Annotated in this window: 20 protein-coding genes; 8 read left to right on the top strand and 12 right to left on the bottom strand. The window is 70.1% G+C overall.

Annotation, left to right across the window (positions count from 1 at the left end; all coding sequences use genetic code 11):
• Positions 1–5 precede the first annotated feature (5 nt).
• The 6 genes from ABZU72_RS05110 to ABZU72_RS05085 form a co-directional block, all read right to left on the bottom strand.
• On the bottom strand, positions 6–710 hold the full coding sequence (locus tag ABZU72_RS05110) for an ABC transporter ATP-binding protein (protein ID WP_355017795.1): 705 nt from the start codon (positions 708–710) through the stop codon (positions 6–8).
• Entirely contained in the window at positions 707–1,573 is an 867-nt protein-coding gene (locus ABZU72_RS05105) for an ABC transporter permease (protein ID WP_355017794.1), read from the bottom strand. Before ABZU72_RS05105 ends, ABZU72_RS05110 begins: the two co-directional genes overlap by 4 nt.
• Positions 1,570–2,715, bottom strand: a complete 1,146-nt coding sequence (locus ABZU72_RS05100; protein WP_355017793.1) for an LLM class flavin-dependent oxidoreductase — start codon at positions 2,713–2,715, stop codon at positions 1,570–1,572. The genes ABZU72_RS05105 and ABZU72_RS05100 overlap by 4 nt, the downstream gene beginning before the upstream one ends.
• Positions 2,716–2,745: 30 nt before the next feature.
• Entirely contained in the window at positions 2,746–3,954 is a 1,209-nt protein-coding gene (locus ABZU72_RS05095; RefSeq protein WP_355017792.1) for an SfnB family sulfur acquisition oxidoreductase, read from the bottom strand.
• On the bottom strand, positions 3,951–5,057 hold the full coding sequence (gene sfnG, locus ABZU72_RS05090) for a dimethylsulfone monooxygenase SfnG (protein WP_355017791.1): 1,107 nt from the start codon (positions 5,055–5,057) through the stop codon (positions 3,951–3,953). Before sfnG ends, ABZU72_RS05095 begins: the two co-directional genes overlap by 4 nt.
• Before the next feature lie 174 nt (positions 5,058–5,231).
• The gene (locus ABZU72_RS05085) at positions 5,232–6,473 is read right to left on the bottom strand and encodes an acyl-CoA dehydrogenase family protein (protein WP_355017790.1); all 1,242 of its coding nucleotides are present in this window, start codon (positions 6,471–6,473) and stop codon (positions 5,232–5,234) included.
• 145 nt (positions 6,474–6,618) lie between these two features.
• On the opposite strand from ABZU72_RS05085, the gene ABZU72_RS05080 reads away from it, so the two are divergent.
• Positions 6,619–7,548, top strand: coding sequence for a LysR family transcriptional regulator (locus ABZU72_RS05080; RefSeq protein WP_355017789.1), 930 nt, complete (start codon positions 6,619–6,621; stop codon positions 7,546–7,548).
• Here ABZU72_RS05080 and hemE read toward each other — a convergent pair.
• On the bottom strand, positions 7,527–8,609 hold the full coding sequence (gene hemE, locus ABZU72_RS05075) for a uroporphyrinogen decarboxylase (RefSeq protein WP_355017788.1): 1,083 nt from the start codon (positions 8,607–8,609) through the stop codon (positions 7,527–7,529). The two genes, ABZU72_RS05080 and hemE, sit on opposite strands and share 22 nt — an antisense overlap.
• Before the next feature lie 70 nt (positions 8,610–8,679).
• Between hemE and ABZU72_RS05070 the strand changes: the two genes are divergently transcribed.
• Together ABZU72_RS05070 and ABZU72_RS05065 are read left to right on the top strand one after the other, a co-directional pair.
• Positions 8,680–9,318 carry a DUF3000 domain-containing protein gene (locus ABZU72_RS05070; RefSeq protein WP_350660578.1) on the top strand — a complete coding sequence of 213 codons (639 nt, stop codon included), beginning with the start codon at positions 8,680–8,682 and terminating at the stop codon, positions 9,316–9,318.
• Positions 9,315–10,583: a ribonuclease D gene (locus ABZU72_RS05065; RefSeq protein ID WP_355017787.1), complete on the top strand. Its 1,269-nt coding sequence runs from the start codon at positions 9,315–9,317 to the stop codon at positions 10,581–10,583. Before ABZU72_RS05070 ends, ABZU72_RS05065 begins: the two co-directional genes overlap by 4 nt.
• A 54-nt stretch (positions 10,584–10,637) precedes the next feature.
• Here the strand turns inward: ABZU72_RS05065 and ABZU72_RS05060 are convergent, their stop codons facing one another.
• The 4 genes from ABZU72_RS05060 to hrpA all read right to left on the bottom strand — a co-directional run bounded on the left by ABZU72_RS05060 (position 10,638) and on the right by hrpA (position 17,281).
• Positions 10,638–12,002 carry an extracellular solute-binding protein gene (locus tag ABZU72_RS05060; protein WP_355017786.1) on the bottom strand — a complete coding sequence of 455 codons (1,365 nt, stop codon included), beginning with the start codon at positions 12,000–12,002 and terminating at the stop codon, positions 10,638–10,640.
• Positions 12,003–12,133: 131 nt separating this feature from the next.
• Complete coding sequence (locus tag ABZU72_RS05055; protein WP_355017785.1) at positions 12,134–12,544, bottom strand: type II toxin-antitoxin system PemK/MazF family toxin; 411 nt, start codon at positions 12,542–12,544, stop codon at positions 12,134–12,136.
• 217 nt (positions 12,545–12,761) lie between these two features.
• Positions 12,762–13,358, bottom strand: coding sequence for a hypothetical protein (locus tag ABZU72_RS05050; RefSeq protein WP_355017784.1), 597 nt, complete (start codon positions 13,356–13,358; stop codon positions 12,762–12,764).
• A 47-nt stretch (positions 13,359–13,405) separates the two neighbouring features.
• Complete coding sequence (hrpA, locus tag ABZU72_RS05045) at positions 13,406–17,281, bottom strand: ATP-dependent RNA helicase HrpA (RefSeq protein ID WP_355017783.1); 3,876 nt, start codon at positions 17,279–17,281, stop codon at positions 13,406–13,408.
• Positions 17,282–17,447: 166 nt separating this feature from the next.
• On the opposite strand from hrpA, the gene ABZU72_RS05040 reads away from it, so the two are divergent.
• The 5 genes from ABZU72_RS05040 to ABZU72_RS05020 all read left to right on the top strand — a co-directional run bounded on the left by ABZU72_RS05040 (position 17,448) and on the right by ABZU72_RS05020 (position 21,768).
• On the top strand, positions 17,448–18,452 hold the full coding sequence (locus ABZU72_RS05040) for an alpha/beta hydrolase (RefSeq protein WP_355017782.1): 1,005 nt from the start codon (positions 17,448–17,450) through the stop codon (positions 18,450–18,452).
• Positions 18,453–18,503: 51 nt separating this feature from the next.
• Positions 18,504–19,532 carry a helix-turn-helix domain-containing protein gene (locus ABZU72_RS05035; RefSeq protein ID WP_355017781.1) on the top strand — a complete coding sequence of 343 codons (1,029 nt, stop codon included), beginning with the start codon at positions 18,504–18,506 and terminating at the stop codon, positions 19,530–19,532.
• A 35-nt stretch (positions 19,533–19,567) separates the two neighbouring features.
• Positions 19,568–19,759 (top strand): hypothetical protein, encoded by a 192-nt coding sequence (locus tag ABZU72_RS05030; protein ID WP_091052443.1) that lies wholly within the window; start codon positions 19,568–19,570, stop codon positions 19,757–19,759.
• A 69-nt stretch (positions 19,760–19,828) separates the two neighbouring features.
• Complete coding sequence (locus ABZU72_RS05025; protein WP_160027084.1) at positions 19,829–21,133, top strand: citrate synthase; 1,305 nt, start codon at positions 19,829–19,831, stop codon at positions 21,131–21,133.
• The gene (locus ABZU72_RS05020; RefSeq protein ID WP_355017780.1) at positions 21,130–21,768 is read left to right on the top strand and encodes an HAD family phosphatase; all 639 of its coding nucleotides are present in this window, start codon (positions 21,130–21,132) and stop codon (positions 21,766–21,768) included. Before ABZU72_RS05025 ends, ABZU72_RS05020 begins: the two co-directional genes overlap by 4 nt.
• On the opposite strand, the gene ABZU72_RS05015 is transcribed toward ABZU72_RS05020, so the two are convergent.
• Positions 21,765–23,003 carry an MFS transporter gene (locus tag ABZU72_RS05015; protein WP_355017779.1) on the bottom strand — a complete coding sequence of 413 codons (1,239 nt, stop codon included), beginning with the start codon at positions 23,001–23,003 and terminating at the stop codon, positions 21,765–21,767. The genes ABZU72_RS05020 and ABZU72_RS05015 overlap by 4 nt on opposite strands.
• Positions 23,004–23,063 lie beyond the last annotated feature (60 nt).

Genomic DNA, 23,063 nt, shown 5'->3' with positions numbered 1-23,063 from the left:
TGGGGTCAGGCAGCCTGGACGGCCACGCCCAGGAGGGCCAGCAGCGCCGCCCGGCGCTCGACGATCTCGGGGTGGTCACGGCGTCGAGGGTGCGGCAACGTGATCTGCTCGTCGTGGACGATGCCGCCCTCGTCGATGAGGATCACGCGGTCCGCCAGCAGGAGGGCCTCCTCGACGTCGTGGGTGACCATGAGGACGGCCGGGCGATGCGCATCGACCAAGCGGCGTACGAGTTCCTGGGCCGAGATCCGGGTGAGCGCGTCCAAGGCACTGAACGGCTCGTCGAGGAGGAGCAGGTCGGGCTCGCGTACGAGGGCCCGGGCCAGTGCCACACGCTGGCGCTGGCCGCCGGAGAGCTGGCGCGGCCATGCCTTCTCTCGGCCCTCCAGACCGACCTCCGCGAGCATCTTCCGGGCGTGGTCGACCGCGCCGGCGCTACGCAGACCCAGCGATACGTTGTCGAGGACCGTACGCCATGGGAACAGCCGCGGGTCCTGGAAGACGACTGCCGGGGCAGAGCCGGTGACCACGGTCCCGGTGGCCCCGGTGTCCAGGCCCCCGACGATGCGGAGCAGGGTGGACTTGCCGCTGCCGGAGCGGCCCAGCAGGGCCACGAACTCCCCGGAGCGGATGTCCAGGTCGATGCCGCTGAGCACCTCGTGCTCACCGAAGGCTCGGCTCACCCCGGACAGTGAGGCGACGACACTCATGCGGTTCTCCCTTCGTCACGCCAGCGCAGGGCGCGGCGCTCGAGCAGTCGTACGGCCCAGTCGGTGACCAGACCCAGCGCGGCGTAGCAGAGCAGACCGACCACGATCACGTCGGTCTGGAGGAAGTCGCGCGCGTTGTTGATCAGGAAGCCGAGGCCGGCGCCGGCGTTGACCTGTTCGGCCACGATCAGCGCGATCCACGCCATCCCGAGTGCCTGGCGCAACCCGACCAGCAGCCCCGGCGTGACCGCCGGGAGGTAGAGGTGGCGCAGTCGCTCGGACCGGGTGAGCCGCAGCGCGGAGGCGACCTCGACCAGCTCAGGGTCGACTCCTCGCAGCGCCGCGACGAGGTTGAGGTAGAGCGGCACGATCACGAAGAGCGCGACCAGGTAGATCTTGGGCTCCTCCTTGATCCCGAACCAGATGATGAACAGCGGCACCAGACCGAACAGCGGCAGTGTCCGCAGCATCTGCACCAAGGGGTCGACCAGCGCGTCCCCGAGGGCGGTCAGGCCGACGATCCCGCCGAGCACGAAGGCGATCAGCGCCCCGAGGAGGAATCCGAGGGCGGCCCGGCGCGCTGAGACGGCGATCGCCTCTTGGAGCTGCCCGGTGCGGATCAGATCCCAGGCGGTGCCGGCCAGCTGGACCGGCGAGGCGAGGGTGCGCTCATCGAGGATCCCGAACGAGGAGAGCAGCTGCCAGGCCACCAGCACGAGGACCGGGCTCAGCGAGCGCAGGACCCGGAGCGCACGTGGCCCGAGAACGCTCCTGCGGGCGGAGACCGCTCGTCTCGCGGGTGAGGGCGTGACGGCCTCCTCTGCGGTCGGGTCGGTCGTCGCCAGACCGGAGACCTGGGTCATCGGGATGCCCCGAACGGGACGGCCGCCCCGCGGCCGGCGACGGGGGCGGGGTGGGACCACAGGCCTCGGCGGGCGAGCTCGGGCAGGACGCCCTCGCCGAACCAGTAGGACTCCTCCAGGTGCGGGTAGCCGGAGAGCACGAACTCGGAGATCCCGACGGAGTGGTAGGCCTCGATCAGGTCGGCGATCTCGGTGTAGGAGCCGACCAGCGCGGTCCCGGCACCACCGCGGACCAGGCCGACGCCCGCCCATAGGTTGGGGTAGACCTCGAGCCCGTCGCGCGAGCCCTGGTTGAGCTCCAGCATCCGCCGCTGACCCTCCGAGACGCTGCGGGAGAGCCCCGCCTGGACCCGTGCGATGTCCTCGTCCGAGATGTTCTCCAGCAGCCGGTCGGCCTCGGCCCACGCGGCCGACGAGGTCTCGCGGGCGATCGAGTGCAGCCGGATCCCGAAGCGGAGCTCGCGCCCGCGGTCGGCCGCCAGCTTCTGCACCTTGGCGATCTTCTCCGCGACCGCGGCCGGCGGCTCGCCCCAGGTCAGGTAGACGTCGGCATGCTCGGCGGCGACATCAAGGGCCGCAGGCGAGGAGCCGCCGAAGTAGACGTCCGGGACCGGCGTCGGCCGCTGCTCGAGGCGCGCGTTCTCCACCGAGAGATGCGCCCCGGCGAAGGTCACCGTCTCCCCCGCCCACAGCCGGCGGACGATGTGCAGGAACTCCCCGCACCGCTCGTACCGCTCGTCCTTGGCCAGGAAGTCGCCGTACATCCGCTGCTCGTGATCCTCACCTCCGGTGACGACGTTGAGGAGCAGCCGCTGCCCGGACAGGTTCTGGAAGGTGCCGGCCATCTGCGCGGCCAGGTAGGGCGAGACGGAGTCGGGCCGGAAGGCGACCAGGAACTTCAGCCGCTCCGAGACGGAGCTGAGCATCGCGGTCGTCACCCAGGCGTCCTCGCACCACGCGCCGGTCGGCGTCAGCGCAGCCTCGAAACCGAGCTGCTCGGCGCTGCGGGCGATCTGGCCGAGGTAGGGCACCGTCGCCGGACGGCCCGACGCCAACGCGCTGACGCCGTGACCGCCGCCGATCACGTGACGGCCGTCGCCGCCGTTGGTCGGGAGGAACCAGTGGAACTTGAGCGTGCTCATCGCTGCCTTTCGAGTGGGATGTCGGGGATGTCAGATCTGCCCGTGCCGTGGCGGCGCGGTGCCGTCGACGGCCCAGCGCCCGAGGTGCTGCACCTTCCAGGCGGCCGGGTCGTGGAGGGTGTGGGTGCGCGCGTTGCGCCAGTGGCGGTCGAGGTTGGTCGATGTCAGAGCCGCCCGGGCGCCTGAGACCTCGAGGAGCCGGCTGGTGACGTCGACCGACACCTTCGCCGTCGACGCGCGGGCAGCCGCCACGGCCAGGCTCGCCTCCGCGGCCGATGCCTCGGTGAGGTCCGCGTCGGCCTCGTCCACGCGTCGCGCCGCCTCGGCGAGGAGCGCCTCGGCGCTGCGTACGGCCAGCTCCATCTCGCCGAAGGCCTGGACGACCAGCGGGTCCTGCGCGGCCGTCTCGGCCCCGGCGAGCACGACGGCGTCGGCGTAGGGGCGGGACTTCGTGCGTACGAACTCGGAGGCCTCGTCCAGCGCGCGCCGGGCGATCCCGGCGTCGATGGCCGCGTGCAGCAGCTGGGCGAAGGCGCCGTAGGTCGTCGGCACGTCGAAGGTGACGGAGAACGGCGTCACCCACTCCTCGGCCACGGCGACGTCGGTGAGGCGCACCGTGCCGGACCCGGTCGTACGCTGCCCGACGGCGTCCCAGTCGTCGACGATCTCGACGCCGGGAGTCTCCGTGCGGACCCAGGCCACCTGCAACGGCCCGTCGACGTCACGCCGCGCGAGCACTGCGAGATAGTCGGCGAAGAGCGAGCCGGTGCAGTAGAACTTCTCGCCGTTCAGCAGCCACTCCCCCTCCTCCCGAGCGGGCGTGAGGGTCGTGCGGATGTCCCGCACGTGCTTGGTGCCGAACTCCGACTGCGCGTTGGCGACCAGCGCCCCGGCCCGCACCTCGCTGTAGATCCGCTGCTGCTGCTCGCGGGTGCCGTTCAGCCGGAGCTGGTTCAAGAACACGAAGTGGCTGTGCGGGACCTGGCCGACGTTGGGATCACCCCATGAGACCAGCCGGAACACCTCCGTCACGGTCGTGGCCGGGAGCGCCGGACCGCCGAACTCGAGCGGGACGGTGAGCGCGCCGAGCCCGGCGGCGGCGTACGCCTTGACCTGGTCGTAGGGCAGCGCCCTGACCCGGTCGCGTCCGCCGTCGCCGAGCGCGAGCTCGTCGGCCAGCCGCCGCGCCACCAGCGGCGCGGTCTCGGCGTCGAGTCGGGCGATCTCCGTCGTGCTCAAGCCACGGACTCCAGCTGCTGCGCCTCGAGCTCGCGCACGATCGGAAGGACGCGCTGACCGAAGTACTCCACGTCCTCGAGGTAGTGCAGGAAGCCGCCGAGGATCAGGTCGGCGCCGGCCCTCTTGAGCTCGACGATCCGCTCGGCGACCTGCTCGGGCGTGCCGATCAGGCCGGTCCGGAAGCCGTCGTTGTACTGCACCAGGTCCTCGAAGCTGGAGTCCTGCCACATCCCGGTCTTGTCGCCGGTCGACTGCCCGGCCTGCTTGACCGCGGAGCCGAAGCCCTCGACGGCCTCACGGTCGGCCTTGTCGATGATCTCCCGGAGGGTGTCGCGCGCCTCCTTCTCGGTGTCGCGGGCGACGATGAAGCCGTTGATCCCGAACCGGACCCGCCGTCCCAGCGGCCCGGCGACGGCGTTGACGTCCTTGATCTGCGCGGCGAGGCCCTCGGGGGTGTTGCCGTTGGCGAAGTACCAGTCCGAGACGCGGCCGGCCATCGCCTTGGCGTCGGACGAGTTGCCGCCCTGGAAGATCTCCGGGTGCGGACGGCCCTCGCTCGCAAGCGGCTTCGGCTTCAGGTCGAAGTCGTGCAGCCGGTAGAAGTCGCCGTTGAGCTCGGCGGCCTCACTCGTCCAGATCTCGCGGAGGTAGCGGATGAACTCCTCCGAGCGGCGGTAGCGCTCGCCGTGCTCGAGCCACGGCTCGCCGAGCTGGGTGAACTCGTCCTTGAACCAGCCGCTGACCACGTTGACGGCCGCTCGGCCGCCGGAGAGGTGGTCGGCGGTGGCCAGGAACTTGGCGAGTACGCCGGGCTGCCACAGCCCCGGATGGACGGCGGCGATCACCTTGAGCCGCTCGGTGGCCAGCAGCAGCGCGAGGGAGAACGAGGTGGACTCGTGCTGGTAGGCCGCACCGTAGGAGGCCATGTAGCGCACCTGGGACAGGGCGTACTCGAAGCCGTTGTTCTCGGCCAGCTGGGCGAGCTTCTTGTTGTAGTCGTAGCTCCAGTCGGTGCGCTGCTCGATCTTGCTCACCACCAGGCCGCCACTGACGTTGGGCACCCAGTAGGCGAACTTCAGGGGCTCGGTTGCCGGTGAAGTCATGCTGGTCTCCTTGGATCGCGAATGTCTACTAAACTTATCTAATTAAACAGGCGACGGGACCGGGTCTTCCGATGTGGACCACCGGCCGTGCTGATCAGTGGCCCAGATCCCGTGATAGGTGCCGCCTATCAGGCGGCGACGGGGCGAGAGGCCCTACTGATCACCGAAGGGGGCTCACGTGTACCAGGTCGGCGCGGGGATCTCGCCGAGCAGCGCGTAGCGGCCAACCTCGGCCCGCTTGTGCGCGACCGGGTCATGGAGCGAGTGGGTGCGGATGTTGCGCCAGAAGATGTCCAGGCCGACCTTGTTGGAGGTCGCGCGAGCGCCGGTCAGGTCGTAGACCTTGGTGCCGATCTCCAGGCCGGCGTCGATCGCGACCTGCTTGGCCGCGGCGATCACGACCGCAGCCTCGCCACGCTCCTGCTCGGCGACCTCGTCGGCGTGCGAGTTGATGGCTTCGATCAGGCCGGCCGCCCGCTCGGCCAGCGCCTGGGCCGCCCACAGCTTCGAGGTCAGGTCGCCGTACGTCTCTTGGATGTAGAACTCCTCGCTCCCCTTCTCCTTGACGTCTCCGGCGTAGGGCCAGGCGCGGGTCGTGTCGCGGGTGTAGGTCGCCGCGGTCGTCAGGGCGCCCTCCGCGATCCCGAGGTAGAAGTTGGTGAAGATGAGCTGGATGATCGGCACGTTGAGCGTGTTGTAGACCCGCGGGACGAACTCGTACGTCCCGTCCTGCTGCTTCACATAGCCCGCCGCGGACTCCCAGGGGACGCGCACGCCGTTGATCTCGACGGCGCCGGACTCGGTGAGCCGCTGGCCGAGGTTGTCCCAGTCGCCGGCGAAGACGATGGCCTCCTGCTGGGTCGGGACGATCGCGAAGACATGCTGCTCCGTGCCCTCGATGACGCCCTCGAGCACGGTCAGGTCGGAGATCCGCCCGCCGGTCGAGAACGACTTGCGGCCGGTGAAGACGAGCTCGTCGCCCTCGACCCTGATCACCAGGTCGTCGTCGCGAGGGTTGACTGCGCCGCCGAAGAAGAAGGTGTTCTCGGTGTAGAGCTGCTCGACGGCGGCGATCTGCTCCGGGGTGCCGACCAGCCGAGCCGCCCAGGCCCACAGGTAGTGGTAGCCGAGCAGCTGCCCGATCGAGCCGTCGCCCGCAGCGACCGCCCGGACCACGCGCAGCGCGGTCGTCCAGTCCTGGCCGGCGCCGCCGTGCTCGGCGGGGCCGAGCAGGGTGACCAGGCCACTCTCCTTGAGCAGGTTCACCTCGTACGTCGGGACCTGGTTGGCCCGGTCGCGGGCGACCGCGTCCACGGAGAGCCTGGTGGCCACCTCGCGGGCACGGTCGACCCAGCCCTCCGGAGTCGTGGGTGCCGCGCCGAACTCCGCGGCGGTGCGTACAGCTTCGGTTGTCATCGCGCCCTCTCAGTCTTGCGTCGTGGATGTTTCTGTCTTTAATCGACCAAGTTACTTGAGAATGGAGAGCGTGAGACAGGCTGGACGCCAGCGATCACCGATCACCCGCTCGGGATGACCGATCACCGACCGACGAGAGGACAGCGTGAGGATCGAGCAGCTGGAGTACATCGCAGCCGTGACCCAGTACGGCTCGCTGCGCCGCGCGAGCGAGCAGCTCCACATCTCCCAGCCCGCCCTGAGCGAGGCGATCACCAAGCTCGAACGCGAGCTCGGCGTGACCCTGCTCGACCGGCGCCGCGCCGGGGCCCGGATCAGCCGCGAGGGCCAGGAGCTGCTGCACTCCATGTCCGACGTACTGGAGGCCGTCGACCGCCTCCGCCTGGCCGCCGGCGACCAGAGCGCCGGGGTCAGCTCGGTGCGGATCGGCACGGTCCACGCCGGCACCTCGACCGTGCTGCTACCGACGTTGCGGAGATTCGCCGACGAGCACCCGCGCACGAGCGTCGAGGTGCGCACCATGGTGCAGGAGGACATCTACCTCGCGCTCGCGGAGGGCACCATCGACATCGGCCTGGTCAACCTGCTCGACGGCGACGACCTCCCGCCGACGGTCGACGGCACCGTGCTTCTCCACGGACGGCCGATCGTCGTGCTGCCCGCGGGCCACCCGCTCGCCTCCCGCGACGAGATCACCGTCGCGGAGCTCCGCGAGGAGCCGTTCGTCGGCATGCGCGCGGGCTACCTGATGTATCGCTTCGCCCACCGCGTCTTCGGGCGCGACCTCCCCCACCACTGGCACGCCACCGACGGCGCCGAGATGGGCAAGATGATGGTCGGCGAGGGCCTCGGACTGACCCTGCTGCCCGACTACAGCGTCGTTGGCGACCCGCGCGAGACGGGCGGGCACATCACCGTACGTCCCCTCGCCGGAGATCGCTCGCGCGTCACGATGGTCGCGGTGCGACGGCACAACGCGCGTACGACCTCGGGAGCGCGCAGCCTCCTCGACCTGCTCGCCGAGACGGCTGCCCGCTCTCAGCGCGCTCGGTCTCAGCCCTCAGCCGGCTCGTAGCTCTGCACGAACTCGGTGAGCCGGGCGAGTTGGTCGGGGTCAGTGCTCGGGATGACGCCGTGGCCGAGGTTGAAGATGTGGCCCTTGGCGCGCCGCCCGGTCTCGATGATCCTCCCGGCCTCCGCGAGCATCACCTCGGTGGGCGCGAAGACGAGGGCGGGGTCGAGGTTGCCCTGGACGCCGAAGTCGTCGCCGAGCTGGGTGATCGCCCAGTCCAACGGCGTACGCCAGTCGACACCGACGACCTCGGCACCGGCGCTGCCCATCAGCGGAAGGAGCATGGCGGAGTTGACGCCGAAGTGGATCCGCGGGACACCGAGCTCGCCGATCCGGGTCATCACCTGGGTGGAGTAGGGCAGCACGTGACGCTCGTAGTCTGCGGGCGTGCAGGCGCCGGCCCAGGAGTCGAAGAGCTGCACGGCGGAGGCACCCGCGCGGACCTGGACCTCCAGGAACGCGCCGGAGATCCCGGCGATCTTGCGCATCAGGGCGTCCCACACGTCGGGGGCACCGAACATGAGCGCCTTGGTCTTGGCGTACTCCTTCGAGGGGCCGCCCTCGACCAGGTAGGAGGCGACGGTGAACGGGGCGCCGGCGAAGCCGATCAGCGGGGTGCCGCCGTTGATGCCGGCCAGCTCACCGGTGAGGTTCTGGACGGCCTCGGTGATGTAGGTGACGTGCTCCGGCGTCAGGTCCGGGATCGCCTCCACGTCGGCGAGGGTGCGCACCGGGTTCGCGATCACCGGGCCGACTCCGGGCTTGATGTCGAGGTCGACCCCGACCGCCTTCAGCGGCAGCACGATGTCGGAGAAGAAGATGGCCGCGTCGACCCCGTAGCGGCGTACGGGCTGCAGGGTGATCTCGGTGATCAGGTCGGCGTCCTGGCAGGACTCGAGCATGCCGATGCCCTCGCGGACCTTCAGATATTCGGGCAGCGACCGGCCGGCCTGGCGCATGAACCACACCGGCGTACGGCTCGGCTTCTGCCCTGCGAGTGCCTGCAGGAACGGGGAAGATGCGAGCAGGTCGGGGGTCTTCCCAGAGGTGTGTTCAGCGGCCACCTGGCAATGGTCCCATCCGGTGCGGCGTGTACGCACATCGCGAATCGCGCAGAAGACATACCCTGTTCACATGGTCGTCCGTGGAGAGTCGCGTCCCGCCGCGGGACCGGAGACCGGTCCTGCCGTGTTCCGGTCCGCCGCGGAAGGGATGCGCGCCGCGACCTTCAGACCTGAGGTGCTGGCCGAGGAGATGCCGGCGCCCCAGCGGATCGCTCCGTACGCCGCGGCGCTCTCCGCCGAGGTGACCGTCGACGACGTCGACGTGGCGACCGGACGGCTCATCCTGCTGCACGACCCCGACGGCAACGACGCCTGGGGGACGGTGCACGGACTGCCCGGCACGTTCCGGCTGGTGGCGTACGCACGGGCCGACATCGACGTCGAGCACATCAGCGACCCGCTGCTGGGTGAGGTCGGCTGGTCCTGGCTCCTGGACGCCCTGTCCGGTCACGGCGCCGAGCACGTCGCCGCCGCGGGCACCGTGACCCGCGTGGCCACCGAGTCCTACGGCGGGATGGCCGACGAGGACGGCACCGCGCAGATCGAGATCCGCGCCTCCTGGACGCCGGTGGGGACGGCCTCGGGCGACCTGGACCTGCGACCACACACCGAGGCATGGGGCGAGCTGCTCTGCACGGCCGCGGGACTTCCTCCGGTGCCGGAGGGCGTCACCGTCATACCGAGCCGGCGAGGGCAGCGAGGCGCGTGATCGAAGACAGGACCGAGGCCGAGACGGGGCCGGACACACCAGAAGATGCTGCTCCGGCGCCGCTGCTGACCCTGCGCGACGGGTTGCCTCCGGTGACTGACACCGACGAAGGCCTGGTCAAGGCCGCCGCGGCCATCGCCGCCGGCTCGGGTCCGGTCGGGATCGATGCCGAGCGCGCCTCCGGCTACCGCTACTCCAACCGCGCCTACCTGATCCAGCTGCGCCGCGAAGGCTCCGGGATCTGGCTGATCGACCCGATCGAGCTGTCCACGATGCAGCCGCTGGTCGACGCGCTCGAGGGCACCGAGTGGATCCTGCACGCCGCCACCCAGGACCTCCCCTGCCTCAGCGACCTCGGCCTGCACCCCTCCGCCCTGTTCGACACCGAGCTCGCGGGGCGGCTGCTGGGCTATCCCCGCGTCGGGCTCGGCACCCTGGTCGAGACGGTGCTGGGCTTCACCATGCTCAAGGAGCACTCCGCGGCCGACTGGTCGACCCGGCCGCTGCCGGACGCCTGGCTCGAGTACGCCGCGCTCGACGTCGAGGTGCTCGTCGAGCTGCGCGAGGCGCTGGCTACCGAGCTCGTCTCGCAGGGCAAGGAGACCTGGGCCCGCCAGGAGTTCGACTGGCTACGCGGGTTCGAGGCGCCGGTGCGTACGGATGCCTGGCGACGCACCTCCGGCATGCACCGCGTCCGCGGCCGCCGCGGCCTCGCCGCGGTGCGTGAGCTGTGGACCGAGCGCGACCGGATCGCGCAGCAGCGCGACGTCACCCCGAGCCGGATCATTCCCGACGCCGCGATCGTCGCCGCCGCGCAGGATCTCCCGCAGGACAAGGGCGCGCTGCTCGGGCTGAAAGGGTTCCACGGCCGTGGCGCCGAGCGCTACGCGACCTCCTGGGTGAAGGCGCTCAACCGCGCACTCACGATGGAGGAGGACGAGCTCCCGGTGCGCTCGCCGCGCTCCGACGGTCCTCCCCCGCCGCGCGCGTGGGCGGACAAAGATCCTGTCGCCGCCCGTCGTCTCACGCTGGCGCGTGAGTCCGTCAACGCCCTTGCCGAGGCCCGCAACCTCCCCGCCGAGAACCTGCTCACTCCCGACTTCCTGCGCCGCGCCATGTGGACGCCCCCGAAGACCCGCGACCCCGGCGCCCTGCTCGACGGCATCATCGAGATCCTCTCCGGCTTCGGCGCCCGCGGCTGGCAGATCGCCCTCACCGCCCCGCTCCTCACCGACGCCGTCCTCCACGCCGAGGCGAGGGAGTAACCGCGCGAAGCGCGGACATCGAGCCCTGAGCGAGACGTCGGCCGGCCTCGGCAGCTAGGAGCTGGGTGAGATGGAGGGGGACGGGGAGGCTGGCGGCGTCGGCTGGGGGAAGACGGTCTTGGAGAGCTCGTCGATCTGGACGGCGTAGTCCTCGACCTGGTCGGGCTCGGTGACCGCGAAGGAGCCTCGTACGGCGACGGCGGCGACCTTCTGGAGCTGGGCGAGCTGGGTGGCCTCGGGGAGGACCTGCATGTCGCGCACGGTGTCGGTGAAGATCCGGGCGTTCTTGGGGTTCCGCTCGGGCTGGGTGAAGACCGGGGCGTAGCCGACCTCGGAGTTGACCGGCACGAAGTGGCCGGTGCGGACCATCTTCACGACCGACTCGGTCGAGATGAGGTAGGTGAGGAAGTCGGCGGTGGCGTCGGGGTCGGCGGTCTCCGAGCCCATGCACAGTCCGGCGTAGTCGCCGGTGGTGCCGTTGCCACCCGGCATCGGCATCACGTCCCACTCCATCGCGTCGGTCGCCCGAAGGTCCGAGACCAGTGAACGGTCACCGACCAGCGCCACCAGGCGACCCTGCTTGAAAGCCTGGAACGGAGTGCGTCCGTTGAGGTCCTTCGCCGTGGCCAGCACGTTGGGCTGGTTCATCGCCTCGACCAGTTCCTCGTACGCCCCGGCCGAGTCCTCAAGCGCGGTGGAGGTCGGAGCCAGCGGGTCGTCGAAGAGGGTCGCGCCGGCACCGGCGAGCCAGGGCATCAGCGCGGAGAGGTTCTGCTCGACGTAGGTGCCCCGGACACCCTTGTGGTGCTCGGCGGCGTAGGTCATCGCCGAGCTGAACTGCTCGAGGGTCCAGCCACGCAGCGAGCCATCGGCCCGGACGCTGGGGGTGGGCAGGCCCTCCTCCTTCATGGCGTCGAAGTCGATCAGCCCGGTGTTGACGTAGACGACCTGCGGCGAGACCGAGTAGGGCATGCACTCCAGGCGGCGTTCGACGGAGAAGTCCTCCATCGCCTCACGGGAGTACTTGTCGCCGAAGTCGACGTTGCGGGCCTCGAGCAGGGTGTCGACGGGCTGGATCAGCTTGTCCTCGGCGAACGTGGCGACGTCGGCACGCGGGGTGAGCACCACGTCGATCTTCTCGCCGCTGTTGACCGCCGCGGTGAGCTGGTCGGCGGTCGGCCAGGACTTCACCTCGACGGTGACGTTGGGGACCTCTTGGGTGTATTCGGCGGCCAGTTGCTTGTAGGTGTCGACCAGCGTCTTGTGGCCGGAGACCCCGAAGACGAGCTTCACCTTGGTCGGCGCCTTCGTCGTGGTGCTCGGCGATGGCTTCGAGGCCGGGTCACCACCACCGCAGGCGGCGAGGGACGCCGAGAGAACCGCCACCAGAAGCGCCGTTGCCAGCCGCGTGCGCCGCACCATTTCCTCCATCTCAACACCAGGACCGGGTCTGTGATGCAACCACAGACCCGGTTTACCAGCGATTCACTTTACGATACGTACCTGGACACTTCCTGAGAAGGCACGTCAGAACAGCCCCCAGGACCGCCTCAGGCGAGGTGATCGCGTGCGGCCTTGATCACATCATCGAAGATTTCCTTGGCCAGCACATCGCCCTCACGGCGTACGTCTGCGGGATCCATCCGGATCAGCCGGTCCAGGCGCACCTCGGAGGGCCGCCCCTGACGGTCCCAGCCGCCGGTGCCGACATCCATCCAGTGGCGCCCGTTCCGGGCCTCCTGCGCCTCGTCGCGGTCGTGGTCCTTGCTGGTCAGCATCAGGCACAGGAGTACGCCGGCCTTCTGGCCGATCACGAGAACGGGCCGGTCCTTGCCCTGGGTCTCGTCGTCCTCGTAGGGAACCCAGCCCCATACGACCTCGCCCGGGTCGGCGTTGCCGTCACCGATCTCGGGCTCGTAGGAGATGGCGCCCTCGCGCGCTGCGGGCTGGGTGTCGGTCACTACGGCTCCTTGGTCGGTGGCTGGCGTCATGGCCACCCAGCCGAGGTGCACCGAAAAAGATGATGAACACGCCGGACCGGGAGCGCCTCACGGCGCAAGGCCGCTCGAAGCGGCTGAAGTTGGGACCCGGGGCTGCCGCAGCCCGACGTGTTCGGTCACCAGTGTAACGGTGCCCCCAACCTCTTCCGCATCAAAGCGAACAGGAGGCTACAGCAACTCAAGTCAGCCGCTGCTCGAGCTCCGCATGACCCGCCGCCTCGAGCTGCTCGGAGAGCTGCAGCATGTTGCGTACGTCCTTCGCGGCCGCGTCCGGGTCCAGGGCCGCCCGCCCGGCGGCGATGACGCGGGAGAACGCGGCGGCGCGGAGGAGCACCACGGCGAAGTCGCTGCCGGCGATGCCGCGCAGCACCTCGTCGACCATCGCCTTGAGCTCCTGCGGGCCGGGAGGCTCCGCGACACCGGCCACTACCTGGGCGACCTGGGCCTTCGCCCGGCCGGCCTCGAACTCGCGCGCGGCGCCGACCGGGTCGGCGTAGACCCAGCTGCGGAGCAGGAAGAGCCGCCACAGGCAGCCGGCCAGCGACTCCGCCGGCGAGCTCGACCAGACCTCCGCGATCGTCTCGATGCCCTCGGACTCGGCCAGATGGAGGATCCGCTCGGCGACCGCGGGGTCGTCGCTGTCCCGCGCCCCACGCACGAGCGCCGTCGCCGCCGCGTCTGCCGCCTCCTGCACCAGGGCAGGGTCGTCGCCCCCGAGGAGGGAGTCGAAGAAGCCGTCCCCGGGACGCATCGGCGAATGAAACTCTCTGGACATCGGATCGAGCGTAGCGGCCGCCGCCCGCATGTAACAGCCTTGCGGCGCTACCCCAGCAGCTTGCGGATCCGCGCGTCGGAGACCTTATCGGCGGTGCCGAGATGCTGGGCCCAGAGCTGGACGCGGTACTCCTCGAGCATCCACCGCACCTGCCGCAGCCGCGGCCCGGGCGGCCGGCCCTCGGCCAGCGCCTCGACCTGATGCAGATAGGCGTCCTGGAGGGACGCGATCCGGTCGTGGGTCGTCCGGTCGGCGCGCAGGTCGGCGTCGAGCTTGCGGCGGCGTTCGACGATGGCCTTCAGATAGGTCGGATAACGCCTGATCTGCTGGGCACCAGCCTCCGCGACGAACCCACGATGCACCAGCCGGGCGAGCTGGTCCTTCATGTCGGTCAGCGCGGGGAGCTGGAACATGTCGGCCCGCCCGGAGAGGGCCTTGTCGGTCTCGCGATAGGCCTCGAGCGCCCGCATCACGTCGGCCAGGACCGCGCGGACGGCCGCGACCAGGTCGGCGGGCCTGCCGGCGGCGGCCAGGACGGCGGCGTACGCCTCCTGCGTCCGCGGCAGCGGACGGGCATCGACCAGCTGCTGGACGACGGCGGCGCGGCAGTCCTCGACGAGCTCGGCGGCACTCGGGTAGGGGGATCCGGCCAGCGCGAGCTTCTCCATGGTGGAGAGCCCGTCGACGACCTCCTTGCCCACATTCGGGAGAGCGAGGAGCAGCAGGCGTACGACGCCGAGACGATGACGCGCCTCGGCCTCCTCCGCGGATCCGGCGACCACGAGACCGACCGTCGTACCCTCGTCGGAGAGGCACGGGAAGACCGTGACCTCATGACCGGCGCGCTTCTCGGTCACCGTGGTGGCGATGTCACCGAAGACCCAGCTCGTCTCGCCGGTGCGGGTGTGACCGGCCGACGCCGCGACCTCGGCGATGGCCGCCTTGAACTCGCCCTCGAGCGGCGCCTTGAGCGCGTCGAGGTCCTTGCCCTTCGCGGTCTCCTTGCCGTCCTCGCCGACGACTCGGTAGGTCGGGCGCAGGTGCTCGGGCACCTTGGACCAGTCCCAGGCCTCGCGAGGGATGTGTACGCCCGCGGTCGAGCGCGCCCAGCGCTCCAGCGCGGTCAGCAGCGGCTCCTCCCCCGGCGGCGTCTCCTTCAGGAAGGCGCGCGCCTTGTCGGGGGCAGGCACGAAGCTGACCCGCAGCGGCTTGGGAAGCGACCGGATCAGCGCGGTCACCAGCTCCTCGCGCAGCCCCGGCACCAGCCAGGAGAAGTCCTCGGCTCCGACGCGGTTGAGCGTGGCGACGGGTACGTCGATCGTCAGCCCGTCATCGGCCGTCCCCGGCTCGAAGTGGTAGCTCAGCGAGAACGTGAGCGGCCCGGCGTCCCACTCGGCCGGGAAGTCGCTCTCAGTGACCTCTCCCGCGGCGTCGTTGGTGAGCATCGACAGCTCGAAGGTGAGCAGGTCGGGCGTCTCCCGCCGGGCCTGCTTCCACCACTGGTCGAAGTGGGCCCCGGAGACGATGGAGGCCGGCAGCCGGCGGTCGTAGAAGTCGAAGAGCGCGTGCTCGTCGACCACGATGTCGCGGCGCCGGGCGCGGTGCTCGAGCTCCTCGGCCTCCTCGACGAGCTTCGCGTTGTCGCGGAGGAAGCGGTGGTTCGTACGCCACTCGCCGTAGACCAGGGCATGCCGGATGAAGAGCTCGCGCGAGAGCTCGGGATCGATCTTACCGAAGGCGACGGGACGGTCGGCGACCAGCGGCACGCCGTAGAGGGTCACCTTCTCCCGCGCCATCACCGAGGCACGCTTCTGCGACCAGTGCGGCTCGGAGTAGGTGCGTTTGACCAGGTCGCGGCCGAGGCTCTCGGCCCACTCGGGCTTGATCGAGGCGTTCTGCCGGGCCCAGAGCCGGGAGGTCTCGACGAGCTCGGCGGACATCACGAACTGCGGGTTCTTCCGGTGCAGCGCCGACCCGGGGAAGATCGCGAACTTCGCGCCTCGGGCACCCTCGTACTCCCGCGGGCCAGGCCGCCGCTTCTCCCGCGCTCGCGCCGCGTCCGCCTTCGAGTCCCGTTCCTCGAGCGCCCCGATGTGCGAGAGCAGGCCGGAGAGCAGCGCCTGATGGATCCCGTCGGCGTCGTACGCCACTTTGTCCCCGGCCGCGTCCTCGCCGGCTTCGATGACGTCGCGGTGTCCCTTGCCGAGATCGATCTTCATCTCCCGGCAGACCTGGCGCAGCTGCGACTCCAGGTCCTGCCACTCCCGGACGCGTACGTAGTGCAGGAACTCCCGCTTGCACAGTCGCCGGAACGCACTGGAGGAGAGCTCGTGCTGCTGCTGCTTCAGGTAGCGCCATAGGTTGAGCCAGGTGAGGAAGTCGGAGGTCTCGTCCTTGAACCGCGCGTGCAGCTGGTCGGCCTGCGCCTGCTCCTTGGGGTGGTCCTGCCCCGGCCGCTCACGCGGGTCCTGGAGCGAGAGCGCGGCGGCGACGACGATGACGTCGCGTACGCATCCGAGCCGTTCGGCCTCGAGCACCATCCGGGCCAGCCGCGGGTCGATGGGCAGCCTCGCCAGCCTGCGGCCCAGCTTGGTCAGCCGCTGCCCCCGCATCGCGCCGAGCTCCTCGAGAAGCTGTACGCCGGCGGTGATGTTGCGCCGGTCCGGCGCCTCCACGAACGGGAACCGGGCGATGTCCCCCAGCCCGAGGGAGGCCATCTGCAGGATGACGGAGGCCAGGTTGGTGCGCAGGATCTCCGGGTCGGTGAACTCCGGCCGTCCGAGATAGTCCTCCTCGGAGTAGAGCCGGATCGCGATGCCCGCCTCGACCCGGCCCGTACGTCCCGACCGCTGGTTCGCCGAGGCCTGCGAGATCGGTTCGATGGGCAGCCGCTGCACCTTGGTGCGGGCGGAGTAGCGCGAGATCCGGGCGACACCGGTGTCGACGACGTACTTGATCCCGGGGACCGTCAGCGAGGTCTCGGCGACGTTGGTCGTGAGCACGATCCGGCGGCCGGTGTGGGGCGAGAAGACCCGATGCTGGTCGGCGGCCGACAGCCTCGAGAACAGCGGGATGATCTCTACGAGACCCGTCCCGGAGCGCCCCTTGTTCAGCCCGAGCGCATCGCCCAGAGCGTCAGCGGCATCCCGGATCTCCCGCTCGCCGGGCAGGAAGACGAGAACGTCACCCGGCCCCTCGGCGGAGAGCTCCTTGACCGCGTCGACGATGGCCTCGGTCTGGTCGCGGACGACGACCTCGCCCTCTTCGTCCTCCTCGGAGAGCTCCATCAGCGGCCGGTATCGGACCTCGACCGGATACGTACGCCCGGAGACCTCGATGATCGGCGCCGGATCTCCGGTTCGCGGGTCGGCGAAGTGGGCGGCGAACCGCTCCGGGTCGATCGTCGCGGAGGTGATGATCAGCTTCAGGTCGGGTCGCCGCGGCAGCAGCCGGCGGAGGTAGCCCAGCAGGAAGTCGATGTTCAGCGACCGCTCGTGGGCCTCGTCGATGATGATCGTGTCGTAGCGGCGCAGGTCGCGGTCGCGCTGCAGCTCGGCGAGCAGGATGCCGTCGGTCATCAGCTTGATCCGGGAGGCGGCCGAGGACTTGTCCATGAACCGCACCTGATAGCCGACCAGGTCGCCGAGCGAGGTGCCGAGCTCGGAGGCGATCCGCTCGGCCACCGACCGTGCCGCGATCCGGCGCGGCTGGGTGTGCCCGATCAGTCCGGCGGACCCGCGCCCGAGCTCCAAGCAGATCTTGGGCAGCTGGGTCGTCTTTCCCGACCCGGTCTCACCGGCGACGATCACGACCTGATGGTCACGGATGGCCGCGGCGATGTCCTCGCGGCGCTGGGTGACCGGGAGCTCGGCAGGGTAGGTGATCGCGACGGAGGTGGCGGCGGGCTGGTCGGTCTCGGACATGAGGTCACCCATTCTCCCCCGGCGTACCCCTCGACCGCACATCGGTTTCTCGCGGAACCCCGCCCGCCGGATGGCGGGGGCAGCGGATGTGATTCCCGCCACAGGCCGGGTTCCGTCGACAACGGTCACGAGGGAGGCTGGGGGCACCCCCGACGAAGGAGTGGCCATGACCGAGACGACCACCAGCGAGATCTTCCCCGACACCCCCATCCGGCCGCCGTTCGATCCCGAGCTCGTGCCGGTCCTCGAGGCGGTACGCCAGGGCATCCCGCCCTTCTCGGCGGAGCTCCTCCCGCTGATACGGCAGCAGAGCGCCGACGGGTTCCCCGGCATGGAGCCGGCGGATCTGACCGTCGGCGGCGCGGTCAGGGTCGAGGAGCGGCAGGTTCCCGGCCCGGAGGGCGCCCCCGACATCACACTGCTGATCCTGAGCCCGACCGTCGACGGGCCGCCGCGCCCGGTGATCTACCACATCCACGGCGGCGGCATGGTGATCGGAAATCGGGTGTTCGGCGTGGAGGCCTTCCTCCCGCACGTCGCAGACGGCACCGCCGTGGTGGTGTCGGTGGAGTACCGCCTCGCCCCGGAGCATCCCGACCCAGCGCCTGTGGAGGACTGCTACGCCGGCCTGGCCTGGACCGCGAAGAACGCCGCTGAGCTCGGCATCGACCCCGAGCACCTCATGATCGCGGGAGCCAGCGCCGGCGGCGGCCTCGCCGCGGGCACGGCGTTGCTCGCCCGCGACCGGTCCTTCCCGAGGCTGAGCCACCAGATCCTCATCTGCCCGATGCTCGACGACCGCTTCGAGACCCATAGCAGTCGGATGCTCGATGACGAGGGAGTCTGGGACCGCGAGGCCAACCTGTTCGGCTGGACGGCACTGCTCGGCGAACGCCGGGGTGGCCCCGACGTCTCCCCGTACGCAGCGCCCGCGCGCGCCGAGGATCTCACCGGCCTCCCCCGCACCTACATCGACACCGGCTCGACGGAGACGTTCCGCGACGAGACGCTGACCTATGCGCGCCGGCTCTCGGAGGCCGGCGTCAGCGTCGATCTCCACATGTGGGGCGGCGGGTTCCACGGGTTCGACATGATGGCCGGGCACGCCGCGGTCTCCCGTGCCTCGATCGCGACCCGTGACGAGTTCGTCCGCAGGGCACTCGAGGCCTGATCCGCTGGCTTGCTCGCCTTCCGTGGGCGAGAGTAGGCCAGGGAGGTTCAGGTGCGAGATCTGATCGGCAAGCTCGAGGTGGTCGACGACGACACGGCCAGTGCGCTGCGCGTCATCGACCACTTCGACCGGCTCGTGGACGAGCGGACGTCGACCGCCGCGGTCGTGCGCGCCGCGGCAGCGCTGGCCGGCTCCCCCGCGGGCCTCCACGACGCCGCGCGCGGCCTCGTCAAGCGGTTCGCGGCGGATGGCCGCGCACTGGCCGGCGAGACCGAGGGCGGCTGGCACCACACCCCGGTGCCCGGCCAGCCCGGGTCCTGGCTCTGGCTCGAGCGGACCGGGGACGACGGCCCGCTCGACGCGCTCATCCTCGAGCGCGCCGCCCGCGCCCTGCAGGCGCTCAGCACGGGCTCGTCCGATCCCTCGACCAGCGGGCTGGTCAGGATCGCGTGCGACCCCGACGCGACCGACGCCGACCGACGCGACGCGGTCGCCCGGCTCGGCCTGACCGGCCCCGTCACGGTCGCACTGAGCACCTCGGTCCACCTGCGCGCGACGCTGATCAGCACCGTCGGTGCCCTGGTGGTCGCGCTGCTTCCCGGCACGCCCACCATCCCGGAGGGCGTCCGCGCGGGCGCCGCCGTCTCCCCCGACCCGCTGCAGCTGCCGACCGCGCTGGAGCAGGCACGTACGGCCCTCCGGCTGGCCGCCGACGTCGGCGGCCTCGCACCCGCGGTGGTCCGCTACGACGACCTCGGGGCACTTGCCGTCATCGCCGAGCGGATCAGTGCCGCCGAGGCGGCGGAGGTTGGTGACGTACGACGTCTGGATGAGCTGCTCGACGGTCATCCGTGGGTCGTGGAAACGCTCCATGCGGTGCTGGACCAGCCCAGCCTGCGGCAGTCGGCCGCAATGCTCCACGTGCACCATTCGACGCTGCAGGAGCGGCTGACCTGGCTGAGTGGTCAGCTCGGCTACTCCCCCATCAAGGGGCGAGGACGGCAGCGCGCGGCGGTCACGCTGCTGCTGTGGCGTGTGGCCCACGGCACCGACCAGCAGGTCGTAGACGATCCGCACTAGGCGAGCCTTGGTGCGGGCACCTAGATTATGTGCCCATGACCGGGGAGCCGAGCGAGACCGAGGTCCAGGATGCGCTGCGCGCGCTCCGAGGAGAGGACGACACCCTCAACGAGCGGTCGGTGCAGACCGCTCTCGACCTCCATCGGCTGCGCGACGCGCTGACCCGGTTCGGCGACGACGAGCCGTCCGGCGACACCAAACCGGCGCGTGACAGGTTCCGACTCTGAGTCGAAATCGGCCAATGGGTGGGACGCCGAGTTACGTAGGGGATTTCAAGAGGGTTACCGTTGCTGATCGTGACCGAATCTCTAACAGTGCGTGACAACCGCACCGGGGTGGAGTACGACATCCCGATCACCGACGGCACCATCCGCGCCGCCGACCTGGGGAAGATCAAGGCCGCTGACCCGGCCACCCAAGAAGAAGGTCCTGGCCTGGCCGTCTATGACCCCGGCTTCGTCAACACCGCTTCCTGCCGATCTTCTGTCACCTATATCGACGGTGACAAGGGCGTGCTCGAATATCGGGGCTATCCCATCGAGCAGCTCGCCGAGAAGTCGAGCTTCCTGGAGGTCTCCTATCTCCTGGTCCACGGCGCACTGCCGACCAAGGAGGAGTACGACGCGTGGGTGCACGAGATCACCTTCCACACGTTCGTGCACGAGAACATCAAGGAGTTCATGCAGGGCTTCCGCTATGACGCCCACCCGATGGGCATGCTCATGGCGTCGGTCGGTGCGATGTCGACGTTCTACCCGGACGCCGCGAACATCTCCGACCCCGACAACCGTCGCCTGCAGATCATCCGACTGATCGCCAAGATGCCGACCCTGGGCGCGTGGGCGTTCCGGCACGCGCAGGGCAAGCCGTACGTCTACCCGGACAACGACCTGTCCTACACCGGCAACTTCCTCTCGATGCTCTTCAAGATGAGCGAGAGCAAGTACGCCTCGGACGACCGCATCGAGAAGGCGCTCGACACGCTCTTCATCCTGCACGCCGACCACGAGCAGAACGCCTCGGCCAACGCCGTCCGCAGCGTGGGCTCGACCCAGGTCGACCCCTACTCCTCGGTGGCTGCCGGCGTCGGCGCCCTCTTCGGCCCGCTCCACGGTGGCGCCAACGAGGCCGTGCTCCGGATGCTGCGCCGCATCGGCAAGGTGGAGAACATCCCCGCCTTCATCGAGGGCGTCAAGGCCGGCAACGAGCGGCTGATGGGCTTCGGCCACCGGGTCTACAAGAACTACGACCCGCGCGCGACGATCATCAAGCAGCAGGCGCTCAACGTCTTCGAGGTGACGGGCACCAACCCGCTGCTCAACATCGCGATGGAGCTGGAGAAGATCGCGCTCGAGGACGAGTACTTCGTCAAGCGCAAGCTCTACCCCAACGTCGACTTCTACTCCGGCCTGATCTACGAGGCCCTGGAGTTCCCGCCGGAGATGTTCACCGTGCTGTTCGCCATCGGGCGTACGCCGGGCTGGCTCTCCCAGTGGCTGGAGCTCGTCCAGGACAAGGAGCAGAAGATCGCCCGTCCGAAGCAGATCTACACCGGCGAGCGCGGACTCACCTTCGTCCCGCGCGACGTTCGTTGGGCGTGACGGTCCCCGGCACGCAGACCCCGTCCACCCCCGTGGTGGATGGGGTCGTCTGGGATTTCGGGAACGTCCTCATCAGATGGGACCCGCTCCCGGCGATCGCGGCCGGAGTCGGCGATGCCGACGCCCGTGCGTTCCTGGAGTCCTACGACTTCCGGTCGTGGAACCACGTCCAGGACGCCGGCCGGACCTGGGCCCAGGCACTCGCCGTCCTCGAGGGCGACGCGCCCCAGTGGCTCAGCGCCGGAGCGGCGTACGTCGACAACTTCCCGCTCTCCCTGTTGGGCCCGGTCCCCGGCACCCATGAGATGGTCCGCGAGCTCGCCGCGGCCGGGTTCCCTCAGCTCGGACTGACCAACTGGTCGGCCGAGCTCTATCCGCACGCTCCGGCGACGTACGACGTGATCGAGCTGCTCGGCGACGTCGTCGTCTCCGGTGAGGTGCGCCTGGCCAAACCCGACCCGGCGATCTACCAGCTCGTCGCCGAGCGCGCCGGGGTGCCGTTGAACCGGCTGGTGTTCATCGACGACAGCGTCGCCAACGTGGCCGCCGCCGCGGCGCTGGGCATGCACGCGATCCAGTTCACCGGGGCCGAGCAGCTCCGCAAGGACCTGGTCGCGCTCGGCCTCCCGCTCTAGACCTGCTCGGGCGCGCGCTCGAGACGGCGTACGCCCGCGAAGGAGATCGACATCAGGGCGGTGCCGGAGATCACCGCTGCGACCACGAGCAGCCAGGTGTCGAAGCCCACCGCGACGGCGACCGGGCCGACGAGCGCGAGCCCGAGGGGGCGGGCGACGAACGAGCCGACGATGTCGAAGGAGTAGACCCGGGAGAGCTTCTCCTCGGGGATCTCCTGCTGGATCGCGATCTGCCAGAAGATGTCGAAGACCTGCAGCCCGAACCCGTGCAGGAACGCGCCCAGGAGGATCGGCCAGAGGGTGTCCGAGACCGCCATCGCGATCGGGAAGAGGCCGGTCATCGCGAGGAAGAGCACGCCGACGGAGAGCAGCCGGCGCGGGCGGAACCTCAGGCAGAACAAGCCGCCGACGAAGAAGCCCGCCATCAGGGCGGCGAGCGCGAAGCCCCACGACGCCCGGCCGATGCCCTCGCCGACCACGATCGGGCCGAGCACGCTGTGCGCTCCCGACCAGAACAGGTGGTAGAGCAGCGCCTGCAGGATGAGGAACCACAGCCACGAGTGCCGCATCACCTCGCGGAAACCCTCGGCGAGGTCGCCGAGCATCGACGCCTTGTGGGGCGGGCGCTCATGGGGCACTCGCATGCCGGCGTAGGCGACAGCGGCGATGGCGAAGGTGAGCGCGTCGACCATGATCGCCCAGCCTGATCCCACCGCGGCGACGAGCACTCCGCCGAGGGCGTAGCCGATGGTCGAGGCGGTGGTCTGGAGCAGCGACCGGAGCGAGACGGCGGCACCGAGATCCTCCGCGGGCACGACGACCTTGGTCATCGCCATCGCGGAGGGCTGGTTGAGCGCGGCGACGATGCCCGCGAGACCGCCCATCACCGCGATCGACGGGATCGTCGCCACCCCGAGGATCACCGTCGTCGCCAAGGCGCCGGCCACGACAGCGCTGATCGCCGCCGTGCCCTCCATCATCAGCTTGCGAGAGACTCGGTCGCCGAGCACTCCCCCGGCCAGCGTGGTGACCACCTGGCAGGTCGCGAAGATCGCCTCCACGATGCCCAGCTGGGTGACGGTCCCGCCGAGGTCGAGCACCGCGAACGCCAGCGCCACCGGGGTGATCGCGTTGCCCAGCGACGAGGACGCCGTCCCGGTCACGAGGCGGCGGAAGTTGCGGTGCCGCAGCGGCGAACGACGCCCGGTCGGCGGGTCTGCGGTGGTGGCGGTCATGCGGCAAAGTTACTTCGCTGGCGAACTATTCGCCAACGAATTATCTCTCCTGCGAAGGTA

This window comes from Nocardioides sp. NPDC004968, from assembly GCF_040608935.1.
In the GTDB taxonomy this organism is placed as follows: domain Bacteria; phylum Actinomycetota; class Actinomycetes; order Propionibacteriales; family Nocardioidaceae; genus Nocardioides.
This window is presented reverse-complemented; position numbering and strand designations above follow the sequence as displayed.

Coding starts and splice junctions, on each gene's coding strand:
- ABZU72_RS05110 (WP_355017795.1), bottom strand. CDS start 710: ATGAGTGTCGTCGCCTCACTGTCCGGGGTGAGCCGAGCCTTCGGTGAG.
- ABZU72_RS05105 (WP_355017794.1), bottom strand. CDS start 1,573: ATGACCCAGGTCTCCGGTCTGGCGACGACCGACCCGACCGCAGAGGAG.
- ABZU72_RS05100 (WP_355017793.1), bottom strand. CDS start 2,715: ATGAGCACGCTCAAGTTCCACTGGTTCCTCCCGACCAACGGCGGCGAC.
- sfnG (WP_355017791.1), bottom strand. CDS start 5,057: ATGACTTCACCGGCAACCGAGCCCCTGAAGTTCGCCTACTGGGTGCCC.
- ABZU72_RS05085 (WP_355017790.1), bottom strand. CDS start 6,473: ATGACAACCGAAGCTGTACGCACCGCCGCGGAGTTCGGCGCGGCACCC.
- ABZU72_RS05070 (WP_350660578.1), top strand. CDS start 8,680: ATGGTCGTCCGTGGAGAGTCGCGTCCCGCCGCGGGACCGGAGACCGGT.
- ABZU72_RS05050 (WP_355017784.1), bottom strand. CDS start 13,358: ATGTCCAGAGAGTTTCATTCGCCGATGCGTCCCGGGGACGGCTTCTTC.
- hrpA (WP_355017783.1), bottom strand. CDS start 17,281: ATGTCCGAGACCGACCAGCCCGCCGCCACCTCCGTCGCGATCACCTAC.
- ABZU72_RS05040 (WP_355017782.1), top strand. CDS start 17,448: ATGACCGAGACGACCACCAGCGAGATCTTCCCCGACACCCCCATCCGG.
- ABZU72_RS05030 (WP_091052443.1), top strand. CDS start 19,568: ATGACCGGGGAGCCGAGCGAGACCGAGGTCCAGGATGCGCTGCGCGCG.
- ABZU72_RS05015 (WP_355017779.1), bottom strand. CDS start 23,003: ATGACCGCCACCACCGCAGACCCGCCGACCGGGCGTCGTTCGCCGCTG.